This is a genomic window from Streptomyces sp. NPDC014894 (genome assembly GCF_043080985.1).
Lineage (GTDB): Bacteria > Actinomycetota > Actinomycetes > Streptomycetales > Streptomycetaceae > Streptomyces.
Genome location: NZ_JBIBWD010000010.1, coordinates 42,573 through 58,458 on the forward strand (window position 1 = coordinate 42,573; position 15,886 = coordinate 58,458).

The following is a 15,886-nucleotide window of genomic DNA, read 5'->3' on the forward strand; positions in this document are numbered from 1 at the left end:
GCGGCTGGGGCGGGGAACGCCGGAGCCGGGGTGCGGCTCGGGCGGGGGAACGCTGAAGTCGGGTGCGGCTCGGGCGGGGGAAACGCTGAAGCGGGGACCCGCGCGGGCGCGGGTCCCTACTTCGTGGGCTTGCGGCCCGTGATGCCGAGGTGCACCAGCAGCGCGAGATTCGGCCGGAGTTCGGCCTGCTTCACGCCCCAGGTGGTGAACCCCTTCTGGTGCGAGGCGACCGCGGCCAGCATGGCGACCAGCGAACCGGCCATCGCGGCGGCGCTGACGTCCTTGTCGACGCGGCCCTTGGCCTGAAGCTCCTTCACCGACTCCGTGAGGGAGTTGGTGACCGAGTTCAGGATCTTCATACGGATCTTGTAGAACCGCTTGTCGCCCTCCGCCGCCCCCAGATCCACGACCCGCAGGATCGCGTCGTGGCGGCGCCAGAAGTCGAGGAAGCCCTCGACCAGCTCCTCGGAGGTCTGCCAGGCCGCCTTGCCGGCCCAGCTGCGTCCGGAGACCAGAGCGGTGAGCCCTGCGCCCTCCTTCGCCATCTCCTCGGCGATTTCGAGGACCGCGCCCTCGACGTCGGGGAAATACTGATAGAAGGTCGCGGGCGACGTGCCCGCCTTCCGGGCCACGTCGATGACCTTGACGTCCCGGTACGGCGACGAGCTGAGCATCTCGCTGAGGCAGTCGAGCAGCTTCTGCCGCGTCGCCTGCCCGCGTCGTCCGGCCACCCGGCCGTCGACAGTGCGTACTTGTCCTGTCATGCCGTCAGCTTACCGAGGGGTGATCGGCGCGCGATTCGGCCGACTGCAAATGGGGTGCGGCCGGGGCGGGCCCCCGCTCGCACACCAGTGGTCAAATGTTCGATTTTATCCTCTGCGATGCCCGCGATGCCCCGTTAACTTGAGTGTGACGAGCACCACCGCGCGAAGCGAAGGAGCCGGGCCCATGGAGGCATTCCCCGAGGGCACCCCCTGCTGGGCGGAGGCCGAGCTGCCCGACGCCGAGGCCGGGAAACGCTTCTACGGAGAGCTGTTCGGCTGGACCTTCCGCCCGGGCGAGGGCCGCTCGGCCGACGCCGTCGGCGGAGGACGGCTCGTCGCCGGGCTCGCCCCCAAGGGGGACGGCCGGATGCCCACGGTCTGGAACATCTCCTTCGCCGCCGACGACATCACCGCCCTCGCGGGCCGGATCACCGCGGCCGGCGGACGGCTGATCGGCGGCCCCCACCCGGTGGGCGACCGCGGCACGGCCGCCACGGCGGCCGACCCCGGCGGCGCGGTCTTCGGACTCTGGCAGGCCGGCCGACGCGCGGGCTTCGAGACCTGGGGCGTCCCCGGCGCGTACTGCTGGACCGAGGTCTACACCTGGGACAAACAGCGGGCGGACCCCTTCTACGAGGACGTCTTCGGCTTCACCGGCACCGATCTGCCGCAGGTCGCCGACCCGGGCTCCGGCTCCGGCTCCACCATGGACATCAGACTCTGGTCCCCGCGCGGCGCGCCCCGCCCCGACAGCGCCGCCGCCGGGGCGGAGACCGCCGTCGCGGGCCGCTGCGTCCTCACCGACGCCTTCCCGCCGGAACTCCCCGGCCACTTCCTTGTCTATTTCTGCGTCAAGGATTGCGACGCGGCCGTCGCCCACGCCGTCCGCCTCGGCGGACGCGTCCAGGCGCCGCCCTTCGACATCCTCTACGGGCGAATCGCCGTACTCATGGACAATCAGGGTGCTTCCTTCGCCGTCCTGGCCGAGACCCAGCCCCTCACCGACGCGGAATCCACTGGCCCCTGACGCGCCGCTGTGCCCGAATCCGGGTGAGACACCCCGATCCGCCCCCGGGTTCGCAACCGTGGGCCCGGACAGGAACAATCAGGGTGGGTACCGCCGCTGAGGTCTCGGTGGTGAGACAGGGACCCGTACGGGGAGGTGGCAGGCAGGTATGGAGCAGCTGACGCAGCACGATCCGAGACGAATCGGTCCGTTCGAGGTGCTGGGCCGGCTCGGAGCCGGGGGCATGGGGCTGGTCTATCTCGCCCGGTCGGCGTCCGGCCGCCGGGTGGCGATCAAGACCGTGCGCACCGAACTCGCCGAGGACCAGCTGTTCCGTGTCCGCTTCACCCGCGAGGTCGAGGCCGCCCGCGCCGTCAGCGGGTTCTACACGGCCGCCGTGGTGGACGCCGACCCCAGGGCCGCGGTGCCCTGGCTGGCGACGGCCTATGTGCCCGCCCCCTCGCTGGAAGAGATAGTGAACGAGTGCGGGCCCCTCCCGGCCCAGGCGGTCCGCTGGCTCGCCGCGGGCATCGCCGAGGCACTCCAGTCGATCCACGGCGCGGGACTCGTCCACCGCGACCTCAAGCCCTCGAACGTCCTCGTCGTCGAGGACGGCCCCCGGGTGATCGACTTCGGAATCGCCTCCGGGGTCTCCAACACCCGGCTCACCATGACCAACGTCGCCGTCGGCACCCCCGCCTACATGTCGCCCGAACAGGCCCGCGACTCCCGCAGCGTGACCGGCGCCAGCGATGTCTTCTCGCTCGGCTCCACCCTCGTCTTCGCCGCCACCGGCCACGCCCCCTTCCACGGGGCCAACCCCGTCGAGACCGTCTTCATGCTGCTGCGCGAGGGCCCCGACCTGGAGGGTCTGCCGGCCGAGCTGCGCCCGCTGATCGAGTCCTGTATGCAGACGGACAAGACCCGCCGCCCCACCCCCGAGGACCTCCAGTCCCAGCTCGCACCGCATCTCTTCGCCTCCGGCGGCGACGACAGCGGCACCGCGTCGGCCTGGCTGCCCGGACCGGCGACGGCGATGATCGAACTGCGCCGGGGCGGCGGGAGAACCGTGCCCGCCGTCGTCCCGCAGCGGCCGCCGGAGCCGCCGCCGATGCCGTCCGCCCCGCCGCGCCGGGCCCCCGACTGGAGTTCCGGACCGGGCGGAGATCCCCGTACGGGAGCCCCCGCGGCAGCCGGTCCGGTACGGCTGCCGGGCGTCGGCGTCCCCATCGGGCCCGGTCCCCGGGTCGCCGACCCCGCCCGCGCCGGGGTCGCCGAGGCGGGCCCCGCCACCGGCTGGATCCGCCCCCCGGCCGGACTGACCGGCCTCCCCCCGGCCCCCGCCGCCCCCGTGCGCGCCCCCCTGCCGCCGCCCACGCCCCCCGCGGCCCCCGAGATCGCCGCCCACTGGCGGCCCTGGCGCTTCCGGATGTCCAACGACGTGTGGGGCACGCCCGTGGTCGCGGGCGATCTGCTGTACGTCACCTCCTTCGAGGTCCACGCGCTGGACGTGGCCACCGGCCGCCGCCAGTTCAAGACCAAGGACGTGGCCTGGACGATGGCCGTCGACGGCGGCCGGATCCACGCCTCGGACGGCCCCACGCTGTACGCCCTCGACGCGGTGGGCGGACAGGAGCGCTGGCGCTTCCAGACCGACTCCTGGGTCTACTCCCTGAAGGCGGACCGGGGCACGGTGATCACCGGATCGCGCGGCGGCCGGGCGACGGCCTGGGAGGCGTCCAACGGCGAGAAGCTGTGGGAGGTCACCGGGGTGCAGACCGACTTCGAGACCCCGGAGGCCGGGCCGGTCATCCACGACGACACCGTCTACGTCTGGAAGGACGCCCGGCTCTGCGCGCTCCAGGCGCGCACCGGCGCGGAGCGCTGGTCCTATCCCGTCGGCGACGCCGCCTCCTGCGGCAATGTCCCGGTCCGGGTGCTCCCCGCGCCCGACGGCAATGTCTATGTCTCGGCGGGCACCCGGGTCCTCGCCGTCGACATCGCGACCGGCATGGTCCGCTGGCACTTCGAGGCCCCCGCGGTCTTCCTCTCCCCGCCGGCCTTCGCCCCCGGCCCCGCGGTCACCGGCGGCGGGGTCTATCTCGCCGACTACCTCGGCACGGTGTACGCCCTGGACGCGGCCACCGGCAAGGACCGCTGGCGCATCGCGACCGAGTCCCGCCAGTCCGCCGAACCGGTCCTGGTCACCGGCGGCAACGTCCATGTCGGCAGCGGCAGCGCGCTCTACACCCTGGACGCCGTCACCGGCACCCCGATGTGGCGCTTCGCCGCGGGCGGCGAGGTCGTCGGAGCCCCGGTCGTCGCCGACGGCCGGGTCCACTTCGGCTCGGCCGACCACGTCCTCTACACCCTCGACGCCTCCGGCGGTCAGCTCCGCTGGAAGCTGGCGACGGGCGGCGAGATCACCGGCTCCCCGGTCGCCAAGGGCGGAGTGGTGTACGCGTGCAGCAAGGACCGCTGCGTGTACGCCCTCGACGCGGTCAAGGGCACCGCGACGGGCCGCCCCCGCTGAGGGCGGCCGCCGCCGGCGGAGACATCGGCGAAACACTCCCCCTGGCAGCGTGGGCCTCCCAGCACCACAGCCGACATCGGGAGGGCCCGTGCCCAGGGGCAGGACCGCGGCCGGGGCCGCCCTGATCGCGCTGACCTGCGCCCTCCTCGCCGCCCACCCGCCGGCCCCGCCGCCACCACCCCAGCCGCCCCCCGCCGACGTCGACCACCGCCCGGTCCCCTCCCCGGCCGCACACCACCCCGACCAGCGAAACGGCCCGCCGGGCGGCCGCCGAAGCGGCCCCGACCCCCGCACCCCACTGGCGACCCACCCCGGACCGGCGTAACCTCAATCCCGGCGGCCGCCGTCCCGATCCCCTTCCGTGAGACCGCCACGACGGCCGTCCCCCTTCGCCGCCCTGCGCCCCATCCCCAGCCTGCGCGGCCACCCCCACTTCCAGCCCTGCGGCCACCTCCACCTCCAGCCCGTCCGGCGTTTGAGGACGGACGACGCGCCGTGTCCCCGCACCGAACCCCGGCGTCGCGCCCAGCCACCTCCCCCTGCGCGACCACCCCCACTTCCAGCCCGTCCGGCGCTTGAGGACGGACGCTGGCCCCAGGCACCCGAGCCCACCGCACCCGAAAGCCCCAGGCGCCCCACCCTGGCCCCCGGCCCCTCACCGCACCCGATACCCCCCCTCCCCCCTCCCCCCGAACAACTCCCCCTGCTCCTCCGGCGCCAGATTGCCGAGCGCGATCAGATGCGGCGCGAGCCCGAACGCCTGCGCGCGGGCGGACTGCGCGGCCGCCCACACCGCCCGCACAGTCCCCTGCACCGCCCCCGTCGGATGCGACGCCACCACCGCCGCCGCCCGCAGCGCCGCCGCCACCGCCTCCCCGGGCGCGGCGAGTTCCGAGACCAGCCCGGTCTGGTGGGCCCGCGCGGCGGACACCCGCTCCGCCGTCCCCATCAGCGCCAGCCGCGCCACCTCCCCGTACGGCATCCGCTGCGCCAGATACATGGACTCGTACGCGCTGACCATTCCGTACGTCGTGTGCGGGTCGAAGAAGGTCGCCTCCCGCGAGGCGACCACGAACTCGCACTCGCCCAGGAGGTAGAAGGCCCCGCCGCACGCCATCCCCTCCACCGCCGCCACCACCGGCTTCCAGAGGTCGTTGGCCTTGGGCCCGATGGCGATCAGCGGATCGTCGACCGAGTACGGCGAGGGCGGCTGCGGCACGTCCACCGAGCGGTCGATCCCCGTGCAGAAAGCTTTCGTCCCGGTCCCGGTCAGCACCACGGCCCGCACCGAGTCGTCGTAGCGGAACTCCCGCCACACCGCCGACAGCTGCCCGGCCATCTCCAGATCGATGGCGTTGTGCTTCTCGGGCCGGTCCAGGACGACGAGGACGACCCCCTTCTCCCTGCCCGGGGCCGGCTCCACCCGGACGTTCACGACCGCTCCAGCTGCCAGCGCGGCAGCCGAAGCCCCCCGCCGGACGCCCCCGCCGGGGAGAACACCGCCCGCACCGCCGCGCCGATCCGCAGCCGGGCCGGATCGACCGAGTTCAGCGGCGCGTCAGGACCGGTCACCACATTGCCCACCAGCCGGATCCCCGGCACGTCCAGCAGCTCCACCACCGCCGCGTTGTACGGGGCCAGCTCCGCGTACCCCGGCAGCAGCGGCGGGTGCGGCACCACGAACGACCAGATCCGGCCCCGGCCGCCGGTCGCCCGCCACTCGCTGTCGAAGGACCGGCAGCGCGGACAGCACGGCCGGGGCGGGAAGCGCGGCTCCCCGCACGGCACACACGTCTGCACCCGCAGCTCGCCCCGGGCCGTGTACTCCCAGAACGGCGCTCCGTCGTCGTCGGGGACCGGATCCAGCAAGGCCATCTCAACTCCTCAGCAGTACGGCCGAGGTGGGCACTCCCTCGCCCGCCGTGACCAGACAGGTGGCGGCGCCCGGCACCTGCGCGGTCGAGACGCCCCGCAGCTGCCGCACACCCTCGTCGATCAGGTTGAAGCCATGGACGTACGCCTCACTCAGCCCGCCGCCCGCGGTGTTCAGCGGCAGCCTGCCGCCGATCTCCAGCGCCCCGCCCTCGGTGAAGGCCGCGCCCTCGCCGCGCCCGCAGAATCCGTACCCCTCCAGCGAGAGCGGGACCAGCGGGGTGAACGCGTCGTAGATCTGCGCCACATCCACGTCGTCGGGACCGAAGTCGGCCGACTTCCAGAGCTGCCGGGCCGCCGTCCAGGCGGGGCCGGTGAGCGGGTCGTCGTTCCAGTAGTTCACCATGCCGTGGTGCTGCGCGGGCAGTCCCTGGGCGACCGAGTGGAGGTAGACGGGACGCTGACGGCAGTCGCGGGCGCGTTCGGCGGAGACGATCACACAGGCGAGTGCGCCGTCCGTCTCCAGACAGTTGTCGAAGAGGCAGAGGGGTTCGCTGATCCAGCGCGAGGTCATGTACATCTCGCGGGTGAGCGGCCGTTCGTACATCATCGCCGCCGGGTTCTGATTGGCCCGGTTGCGGCAGGCGAGCGCCACATTGAAGAAGTGGTCGCGGGTGGCCCCGTACTCGTGCATGTAGCGCCGGGCGAGCATCCCGATCTCGTCGACGGGCCGCAGCAGCCCGAAGGGGCGGCTCCACTGGGCGGGCGTCGGCAGCTGCGCCGCCGTGTTCCGCCAGGGGCGCGGCCCGCTGCCGCGCTTGCGGGAGCGCCAGGCCACCCCGACGCTCGCCTGCCCGGTCGCGATGGCGGCGGCCAGATGGGCGAGGGTGGCGCAGGAGCCCCCGCCGCCGTAGCCGACCTTCGAGAAGAAGGTGACATCGCCCGCGCCGATCGACTTGGCGACCTCGACCTCGTCGGTCTCCTCCATGGTGTACGAGGCGAACGCGTCGACCTCGGACGCGTCGATCCCCGCGTCGTCCAGGGCTGCCACGACGGCCCGGCAGGCCAGTGTCTTCTCCGATTCGGGGAGCCGTCTCGCGAAGGCCGTGCGGCCTATCCCGGCTATCGCCGTCGCGTCCTTGAGACCGGCCACGCACACCTCCGCCGTTCGACCCAGGCTGCTGACAGTGCGTCAGGTTACCGCTAATCTGACGATAAGTCAGCTAGAGGGGCGGAGGGGTTCCTGTGCGCGGCGACCTGGAGTGGGGCACCGTCGGCCGGCTGGTACGGGACGCCGCCGCCCGGTACGGGGAGCGCGAGGCGGTGGTCGACGGCCGCACCCGGCTGAGCTACACCGCGCTCGGCGACCGCGTCGAGCGCTCCGCCGCCGCCTGTATGGCCGCCGGCGTCGAACGCGGCGACCGGGTCGCCGTCTGGGCCCCCAACACCCTCGACTGGATCGTCTCCGCCCTCGGCGCGGTCACGGCGGGCGCGGTGCTCGTCCCCGTCAACACCCGCTTCAAAGGGGCCGAGGCCGCCGACGTCCTCCGGCGCGCCCGGGTCCGGCTGCTCTTCGTCACCGGAACCTTCCTCGGCACGTCCTACGCCGCCGCCCTGCGCCGCGAGCGCCCCGCCCTCCCCGAGCTGGAGCAGGTCGTCGTCCTCGCCGACACCGCGCCGAAGACCTGCCGCGCCTGGCCGGACTTCCTCGCGGACGGCGACCGGATCACCGCCGCCGAGGTCCGCGCCCGCGCCGACTCCGTCGAACCCGGCGCCCCCTCCGACATCCTCTACACCTCCGGCACCACCGGCCGCCCCAAGGGCGCGGTCATCACCCACGCCCAGACCCTGCGCTGCTACGACGTCTGGAGCGAGCTGGCCGGACTGCGCGAGGGCGACCGCTGTCTGATCGTGAACCCCTTCTTCCACACCTTCGGCTACAAGGCCGGGATCATCGCCGCCCTCACCCGCGGCGCGACCGTCGTGCCGCGCCCGGTCTTCGAAGCCGGCCCGGTCCTCGCCCACATCGCCGCCGAGCGGATCTCCGTGCTCCCCGGACCGCCCGCCCTGCTGCAGTCGCTGCTCGACCACCCCGACCGGCGCCGGCACGACCTCTCCACCCTGCGGCTGATCGTCACCGGCGCGGCCGTGGTGCCGCTGCGGCTGATCGAACGGCTCCGGGACGAGCTGCGCGTACCGACCGTGCTCACGGCGTACGGACTCTCCGAGGCGTCCGGCATCGTCACCATGTGCCGCCGCGACGATCCGCCCGCCACCGTCGCCGCCACCTCGGGACGCGCCGTCCCCGACACCGAGATCCGGGTGCTCGCCGCCCCCGGCGAACCGGGCGAGGTGCTCGTCCGCGGCCACCAGGTCATGAGCGGATACTTCGAGGACCCCGGGGCCACCGAGGCCGCCGTCGACGCGGACGGCTGGCTGCGGACCGGCGACATCGGCGTCCTGGACCCGGCCGGCAATCTGACCGTCACCGACCGGATCAAGGACATGTACGTCGTCGGCGGCTTCAACGCCTACCCGGCCGAGATCGAACGCCTCCTCGGCCGCCACCCGGACCTCGCGGACATCGCCGTGATCGGCGTCGCCGACGCGCGGCTCGGCGAGGTGGGGAAGGCGTACGCGGTACGGCGGCCGGGCGCGGCGCTCACCGCGGACGAGCTGATCGACTGGGCCCGCCGGGAGATGGCGAACTACAAGGTGCCCCGCGAGGTGGAATTCCTCGCGGAGCTGCCGCGCAACGCCTCCGGGAAGATCCTGAAGACCGAGCTGCGCGCCCGCCGGCCGTCCTGAGGCCGACGGGCTCCGGCGGCGCGAACGGACCGGACGGCCGTTCGCGCCGCCGGAGAGGGTCTCCGACGCCGGTCAGCGGGTGTACGCCGCCCCGAACTCGTCGAACATCCCGGGCTTCGCCCCGAACGTCGCCGCCCCGACCGTGAAGGCCCCGTTGCCGTTGAAGTCGTCCTTCATGCCCTTGGGGGCCTTCTTCGCCGGGGAAGCCGTGACGGGCTTCTCGGCCGGGGCGGCGAAAGCCGCGGGGGCGGCGAGGGAGGTGACGGCCGCGAGGGCGGTGACGAGCCCGAGGGCGCGGGTCGCCCTGCGTGTGTCGTCCATACGGAGCCTTCTCTGCGGGGTGATGGGGGCGGGGCCGTCGGTTCGGTCAGCTGGTGTGGACGGAGCCGAATCGGACCGGGTCGGCCGGGAGGCCGAGGGCCTCGGGCCCGAAGACGAAGGAGCCGTTCGGCTTGACGCCGTTCTTGTCCGTCGGGAGGACCCAGACCGCTCCGGCGTTCTTGTTCTCGCCGAAGGCGCTGACGGCGAGTTCCCCGCGCCCGTCGCCGTCGCCGTCGAGCACCTTGACCCGGGAGCCGAAGAGGTCGTTCTTCTCGGCCGCGCCGGGGACGCCCTTGGTGTCCTGGTGGATCTCGCGGGAGCCGGCGGAGGTGGGTCCGTTCGCGGTGCCGGGCAGGGTGACCACGGCGCCCGCGCCCCCTCGGCCGCCGACGGCCATGCCGGTGACGCCGACGGCGATGTCTCCGTACCGGTCGCCGTCGAGGTCCCCGATGGAGACCGACGCACCGAATCCGGTGCTGGTCCTCGGGCTGCCGGGGACCTTGGGGCTGTCCAGGTGGAAGACGCGGTTCTTGGCGCCCAGCGGCCCCTGGGCACTGCCCCGGACATGGGTGACGGAGCCGCCCGCGGGCACGGTGGACTCCGAGGTGTAGTTGTTCCAGAGGAGGCCGACGGCGATGTCCGCGTAGCCGTCCCCGTTCACATCCCCGACGTCGACCGAGTCGCCCTCGATGTAGTGACGGCGGTGGTCGGTGATGTGGCGGAACGGGGCGGGTCCGGTGGCCGTGCCCTCCCAGAAGACCAGCTCGGGCCGGCCGAGGTCGTGTTCGGTCCAGCCGTGCAGTCCGATGACGTCGGTCTTCCCGTCCCGGTTCACATCACCGGCGCGCAGGGAGTGGAGACTGCGGTACTCGGTCTCCCCGACCGGCTGGGTCACGGACGTCCGGGCCGGGGCTCCGGCGGCGTCGAACGGGCCGTGCAGCACATGGAGGCTGCCTTCGTAGGACCCGGACGCGAGGTCGGGGTTGCCGTCGCCGTCGAAGTCCCCGGACACCATGGCCCGGGTGTAGGACTTGGCCTTGATGTCGCTCGCCGGGGTCGCGCCCCGGGCGAGGCCCTTCGGGCTGCCCCAGACCACCGTGAGGTTCCCGACGTGATCCTGCCCGGGCGGCCAGTCCTCCCCGGCCACGCTGACGACCAGGTCCGCGTATCCGTCGCGGTTCAGGTCGGCGGAGGTGAGCGAGTGCCCGAAGAAGTCGTCGGCCTCGGGCGTGCCCGGGACGCCGTCCTTGCCCTGGTGCACGACCTGCCGGCCCGAGGTCTTCAGGCCCGACTTCGATCCGTACACCACCGCGACATGCCCGGCGTTGTCCCGGAGTTCGACCCGGGCCTCGGGGGTGCCGACGGCGAGGTCCTGGTATCCGTCGCCGTTGAAGTCGTCCTTCATGCCCTTGGGGGCCTTCTTCGCCGGGGAAGCCGTGGCGGGCTTCTGGGCGCCGGGCTTCGCGGCGGCGGGCTTTCCGACGGGCTTTCCGGCGGGCTTCTCGGCCGGGGCGGCGAAGGCCGCGGGGGCGGTGAGGGAGGTGATGGCCGCGAGGGCGGCGAGCAGGCCCAGGGTGCGGGTCGCCCTGCGTGTGTCGTTCATGGGGAGCCTTCTCTGCGGGGTGATGGGGGTGGGGTCGGCGGTTCGGTCAGCTGGTGTGGACGGAGCCGAATCGGGCCGGGTCGGCCGGGAGGCCGAGGGCCTCGGGCCCGAAGACGAAGGAGCCGTTCGGCTTGACGCCGTTCTTGTCCGTCGGGAGGACCCAGACCGCTCCGGTGCTGTTGTTCTCGCCGATCGCGGTGACGGCGAGTTCCCGGCGACCGTCCCCGTTCGCGTCGATCATCTTGGTGTGGGAGCCGAAGGCGTCGTCCTTCTCGGCGGTGCCGGGGACGTCCTTGGTGTTCTGGTGGATCTCGCGGGAGCCGGTGGAGGTGGGTCCGTTCGCGGTGCCGGGCAGGGTGATCACGCTGCCCGCCCCTTCGCGTCCGCCGACGAAGGACACGTCGACGCCGACGGCGATGTCCTCGTACCGGTCGCCGTCCAGATCCCCGACGGAGACCGACGCGCCGAAGCCGTAGCTGTTCTTCGGGCTGCCGGGGACCTTCGGACTGTCCAGGTGGAAGACGCGGGACTTGCCGCCGAGGGGCCCCTTGGCGCTGCCCCGGACATAGGTCACCATGCCGCCCTGGGGCACGGGAGCGCCCACCGCGTAGTAGTCGTGGGTGAGGCCGACGGCGATGTCCGCGTAGCCGTCCCTGTTCACATCGCCCACGTCGACGGAGTCGCCGCGCAGCTGATTACGGCGGTGATCGGTGACCGGACGGTACTGGGCGAGCCCGGCGGCCTTGCCCTCCCACAGGTAGAGCCCGGGGCGGCCCGTGTCGTCGTCCCCGGTCCAGCCGTGCAGACCGACGACGTCGTCCTTCCCGTCGCCGTTCACATCACCCGAGGTGAGGAACTTGAGCCGCCGGAGGTCCGCCCAGTCGCTCGGCTCGGTCACGGTCTCGCGGGCGGGCACGCCGTCGGCGTCGAACGGGCCGTGCAGCACCTTGAGAAGCCCGTCGTAGTCGCCGGCCGCGAGATCCTGGTTCCCGTCGCCGTCGAAGTCTCCCGCCGTCACGGCCTGGGTGATGATGTCGGCCGGGATGTGGTCCGCCGTCGCCGCCCCCCGCGCCAGCCCCTTCGGGCTGCCCCACACCACCGTGAGGTTCTCGACATAGCCCTTCCCGGGCACCGCGTTCTGTCCGGCCACACCGACGATCAGGTCCGCGTACCCGTCCCGGTTGAGATCGGCCGAGGCGAGGCTGTGCCCGAAGAGGTCGTCGGCCTCGGGCGTGCCCGGGACGCCGTCCTTGCCCTGGTGCAGGATCTGCTTGCTCGACGTCTTCAGCCCCGACTTCGAGCCGTAGACCACGGCGACATGGCCCGCCCTCCACCGGCCGTCGAGCGTGGCCCAGGGGGTGCCGAGAGCCAGGTCCTGGTATCCGTCGCCGTTGAAGTCGTCCTTCATCTCCATGGGAGCGGCGGGCTTCGCGGCGGCGGGCTCTCCGGCGGGCTTTCCCGCGGGCTTTCCGGCCGGGGCGGCGAAAGCCGCGGGGGCGGTGAGGGAGGTGACGGCCGCGAGGGCGGCGAGCAGGCCCAGGGTGCGGGTCGTCGTGCGCGTGTTCATGAACAGCCTCCGTCGAGAAGGGATGGGGCGGGTCAGCCCGTGTACTCGGAGCCGAACTCGGCCAGTTCGTCGGCCGGGAGCCCGAAGACGGTCGGACCGAAGTGGAAGGAGCCCTTCGGCGTCACGCCGTTCTTGTCCGTCGGGAGGACCCAGACCATTCCGGTGCTGTTGTTCTCGCCGATCGCGGTGACGGCGAGTTCCCGGCGGCCGTCCCCGTTCGCGTCGATCATCTTGCTGTGGGAGCCGAAGGCGTCGCCCTTCTCGGCGGTGCCCGGGATGTCCTTGGTGTTCTGGTGGAATTGACGGGAGCCGGCGGAGGTGGGTCCGCTCGCGGCGCCGCGCAGGGTGATCACGCTGCCCGCGACCGGCCGGCCCTCGACGTTCGTCCCGGTGACGCCGACGGCGATGTCTCCGTACCGGTCGCCGTCGAGGTCCCCGACGGACACCGACGCGCCGAAGCCGTAGCTGTCCTTCGAGCTGCCGGGGACCTTCGGGCTGTCCAGGTGGAAGATCCGGTTCTTCGCGCCCAGCGGTCCCTTGGCGCTGCCCCGGATGTAGGTGACCTTGCCGCCCGCCGGGATCTCGGGGTCGGTCTCGCCCGCGTACAGCAGGCCGACGGCGAGGTCCGCGTAGCCGTCCCCGTTCACATCGCCGACATCGAGGCTGTCGCCCAGGATCCGCTTGTTCCGGTGGTCGGTGAGGTGGCGGTACGGGGCGAGTCCGGTGGCCGTGCCCTGCCAGAAGACCAGCTCGGGACGCCAGTAGGAGTCGTCCTCCCAGCCGTGCAGCCCGACGAGGTCGGTGATGCCGTCCCTGTTCACATCGCCGGCCCGCAACTCCTTGAGCTGCCGGTTGTCGTCCCAGTCGGCCCGGGCCGCCGACTCCCGGGCGGGGGAGCCGTCGGCGGCGAACGGGCCGTGCCGCACATCGACCCAGCCCATGTCGTTGCCGGACGCGAGGTCCTGGTGGCCGTCGCCGTCGAAGTCCCCCGCGGCGACGCTGTCGACGTTGCCCGGCATGGTGGCCGCGGGGGTCGCCCCGCGGGCGAGCCCCTTCGCGCTGCCCCAGATCACCGTCACCCGGCCCGCGACGCCGTCCTCCGGGGTCAGATGCTCCCCGAACGAGGTGGCCACCAGGTCCGCGTAGCCGTCCCGGTTGAGGTCGGCGGAGGTGAGGGAGTACCCGAAGAGGTCGTGCGCCTCGACCCTCCCCGGTATCCCGTCCGCGCCCTGGCGGATCGTCTGCCGCTCGGAGGTGTTCAGCCCCGACTTCGAGCCGTACACCACCCCGACATGGCCCGCGCGGGTGCGGCCGTCGACGTACGCGTACGGAGTGCCGACGGCGAGGTCCTGGTATCCGTCGCCGTTGAAGTCGTCCTTCATCCCGTGCGGGGCGGCGGGCTTGCCGGCGGCGGGTCTCTCGGCGGCGGGCTTCTCGGCGGGGGCGGCGAAGGCCGCGGGGGCGGTGAGGGAGGTGATGGCCGCGAGGGCGGCGAGCAGTCCCAGCGGGCGGATCGTTCTGCGAGTGTCCATGGAGGATCTCCGTCGAAGCGGTGTGGTGGATGGGCGGGGGCGGGCGGTCAGCCGGTGAAGACCCGGCCGAACGACATGCCCTCGCTGATCGGAAGGCCGAGCAGCTTGGGCCCCTGGACGGAGGAGCCCTTGGCGGTCGCTCCGGAGCGGTCGGACCCGAAGACCCAGACCGCGCCGACCGAGGTGTTCTCCCCGGGCGCGCCGACGACGAGGTCGTCGCGGCCGTCGCCGTTCGCGTCGAGCGTCTTGGTACGGGAGCCGAAGGCGTCGTCCTTCTCGGCGGTGCCGGGGACGCCCTTGGTGTTCTGGTGGAACTCGCGGGAATCGGCCGAGGTCGGACCGCTCGCGGTGCCGCGCAGGATGATCACGCTGCCCGCCTTCTCCCGGCCGCCGACGGTCATTCCGGTGACGCCGACGGTGATGTCTCCGTACCGGTCGCCGTCGAGGTCCCCGACGGCGACCGACGCACCGAAGCCGAAGCTGTCCTTCGGGCTGCCGGGGACCTTGGGGCTGTCCAGGTGGAAGACGCGGGTCCTGGCGCCGAGGGGGCCCTTCGCGCTGCCCGGGATGTAGGTGACCTGGCCGCCCTCGGGGATGTCGGGCTGGTTCAGATCGCCCTTGGAGCGCAGGCCGACGGCGATGTCCGCGAAGCCGTCCCCGTTCACATCGCCGACGTCGAGCGTGTGGCCGATCATCTGGTTCCGCCGGTGGTCGGTGAGGTGGCGGTACGGGGCGAGTCCGGTGGCCGTGCCCTTCCAGAAGATCAGCTCGGGGCTCCAGTAGGAGTCGTCGTTCCAGCTGTAGAGCCCGACGAGGTCGGTGACGCCGTCCTTGTCCACATCGCCGGACTTCACCTCGATGAGCTGCCGGTCCGGGTTCCCCTCGGTGGGCTCGGTCACGGACTCGCGCGCGGGGGAGCCGTCGGCGCCGAACGGGCCGTGCAGCACCCTGAGTCGGCCGCTGTCCTCGCCGACCGTGAGGTCCTGACGGCCGTCGCCGTCGAAGTCCCCCGTGGCGACCGAGTACGCGCCGCCCTTGAGCGCGGTCGCCGGGGTCGCCCCCCGCGCGAGGCCCTTCGGGCCGCCCCACATCACCGTGATTCCGCGGGCTACGTCCTCCCCGGGAAGCGGGTCCCGCTGCCGCGAGACGGCGACCAGGTCCGCGTACCCGTCCCGGTCGAGGTCCGCGGAGGCGAGGGCCACGCCGAAGCTGCCGTACGCCGTGGGCGTCCCCGGGACGCCGTCCGCGCCCTGGCGCAGGATCTGCTTGCTCGACGTCCTCAACCCCGACGCCGACCCGTACACCACACTCACCAGCCCCGCGTTCGCCCCGCCCCCGACCTCCGCACCCGGGACGCCGACGGCGAGGTCCTCGTACCCGTCCCCGTTGAAGTCGTCCCGCGGGCCGGCCGAGGCCGGGGGGCGAGGGGTCTGTTCGGCGGGGGCGGCGAAGGAGGGGGTGATGGTGAGGGTGGTGAGGGTGATGGTGAGGAGGGTGAGGGTGAGGGCGCGGGTGGGTGAGTTCATCAATGCCCCAGGGAGATCGTCATCGTGACGGAAGGATGGATGTCGGTCATGACCGTCACAGGACGTGTCACGCCTCTCCTTGACCCACGAGATTCCCGAAGGGTTGTCCCACCACCCGGTGATACTCCGCGGTGGCTTCGGCAGGGCCCGTGTCGGGGGCGCTGCCCCCGAGCCCCCGCGCCTCAATCGCCGGCGGGGCTTGGTTTGACGTTTCTCGCGCCTCGATCGCCGGCGGGGCTGGGGTGTGCGGCGCTCCCCTCTTGGGGAGTTGAGGGCGGTTGTCGCTGGGCCCGGAGCGTCGGCGGGCTTGGGTTGGGGCTTGCGTGCCTCGGTCGCCGGCGGGGCGTGGGTGGG

Annotated in this window: 13 protein-coding genes; 4 read left to right on the forward strand and 9 right to left on the reverse strand. The window is 73.0% G+C overall.

The features are described 5' to 3' along the window. Positions 1 to 116: 116 nt before the first annotated feature. Complete coding sequence (locus tag ACF089_RS23845) at positions 117 to 764, reverse strand: TetR family transcriptional regulator (protein WP_392029882.1); 648 nt, start codon at positions 762 to 764, stop codon at positions 117 to 119. A gap of 184 nt (positions 765 to 948) precedes the next feature. Here ACF089_RS23845 and ACF089_RS23850 point away from each other — a divergent pair, with 184 nt between their 5' ends. The 3 genes from ACF089_RS23850 to ACF089_RS23860 all read left to right on the forward strand — a co-directional run bounded on the left by ACF089_RS23850 (position 949) and on the right by ACF089_RS23860 (position 4,628). After that, complete coding sequence (locus ACF089_RS23850) at positions 949 to 1,791, forward strand: VOC family protein (protein ID WP_392029885.1); 843 nt, start codon at positions 949 to 951, stop codon at positions 1,789 to 1,791. A 148-nt stretch (positions 1,792 to 1,939) separates the two neighbouring features. Further along, positions 1,940 to 4,303 (forward strand): PQQ-binding-like beta-propeller repeat protein, encoded by a 2,364-nt coding sequence (locus tag ACF089_RS23855; protein WP_392029888.1) that lies wholly within the window; start codon positions 1,940 to 1,942, stop codon positions 4,301 to 4,303. Positions 4,304 to 4,391: 88 nt separating this feature from the next. Continuing rightward, a complete protein-coding gene (locus tag ACF089_RS23860) occupies positions 4,392 to 4,628 on the forward strand; it encodes a hypothetical protein (protein ID WP_392029891.1) in 237 nt (78 codons plus the stop codon). Positions 4,629 to 4,958: 330 nt separating this feature from the next. On the opposite strand, the gene ACF089_RS23865 is transcribed toward ACF089_RS23860, so the two are convergent. From ACF089_RS23865 to ACF089_RS23875, 3 genes are read right to left on the reverse strand one after another with little or no spacing between them, the layout of a single operon-like run. Further along, positions 4,959 to 5,738, reverse strand: coding sequence for an enoyl-CoA hydratase/isomerase family protein (locus ACF089_RS23865; protein WP_392029894.1), 780 nt, complete (start codon positions 5,736 to 5,738; stop codon positions 4,959 to 4,961). Beyond that, a complete protein-coding gene (locus ACF089_RS23870; RefSeq protein ID WP_392029898.1) occupies positions 5,735 to 6,178 on the reverse strand; it encodes a Zn-ribbon domain-containing OB-fold protein in 444 nt (147 codons plus the stop codon). Before ACF089_RS23870 ends, ACF089_RS23865 begins: the two co-directional genes overlap by 4 nt. Before the next feature lies 1 nt (position 6,179). After that, positions 6,180 to 7,328 (reverse strand): lipid-transfer protein, encoded by a 1,149-nt coding sequence (locus ACF089_RS23875; RefSeq protein WP_392029901.1) that lies wholly within the window; start codon positions 7,326 to 7,328, stop codon positions 6,180 to 6,182. Between the two features lie 92 nt (positions 7,329 to 7,420). Here ACF089_RS23875 and ACF089_RS23880 point away from each other — a divergent pair, with 92 nt between their 5' ends. After that, the gene (locus ACF089_RS23880) at positions 7,421 to 8,983 is read left to right on the forward strand and encodes a FadD3 family acyl-CoA ligase (RefSeq protein WP_392029904.1); all 1,563 of its coding nucleotides are present in this window, start codon (positions 7,421 to 7,423) and stop codon (positions 8,981 to 8,983) included. A 72-nt stretch (positions 8,984 to 9,055) separates the two neighbouring features. On the opposite strand, the gene ACF089_RS23885 is transcribed toward ACF089_RS23880, so the two are convergent. The 5 genes from ACF089_RS23885 to ACF089_RS23905 are packed head-to-tail and all read right to left on the reverse strand — an operon-like array spanning position 9,056 to position 15,532. Beyond that, complete coding sequence (locus ACF089_RS23885; RefSeq protein WP_392029907.1) at positions 9,056 to 9,304, reverse strand: hypothetical protein; 249 nt, start codon at positions 9,302 to 9,304, stop codon at positions 9,056 to 9,058. Between the two features lie 46 nt (positions 9,305 to 9,350). Continuing rightward, positions 9,351 to 10,907, reverse strand: coding sequence for an FG-GAP repeat domain-containing protein (locus tag ACF089_RS23890; RefSeq protein ID WP_392029910.1), 1,557 nt, complete (start codon positions 10,905 to 10,907; stop codon positions 9,351 to 9,353). A 46-nt stretch (positions 10,908 to 10,953) separates the two neighbouring features. Then, complete coding sequence (locus tag ACF089_RS23895; RefSeq protein WP_392029913.1) at positions 10,954 to 12,474, reverse strand: FG-GAP-like repeat-containing protein; 1,521 nt, start codon at positions 12,472 to 12,474, stop codon at positions 10,954 to 10,956. 32 nt (positions 12,475 to 12,506) lie between these two features. Then, a complete protein-coding gene (locus ACF089_RS23900; RefSeq protein WP_392029916.1) occupies positions 12,507 to 14,006 on the reverse strand; it encodes an FG-GAP-like repeat-containing protein in 1,500 nt (499 codons plus the stop codon). Positions 14,007 to 14,053: 47 nt separating this feature from the next. Further along, positions 14,054 to 15,532 carry an FG-GAP-like repeat-containing protein gene (locus ACF089_RS23905; RefSeq protein WP_392029919.1) on the reverse strand — a complete coding sequence of 493 codons (1,479 nt, stop codon included), beginning with the start codon at positions 15,530 to 15,532 and terminating at the stop codon, positions 14,054 to 14,056. Positions 15,533 to 15,886 lie beyond the last annotated feature (354 nt).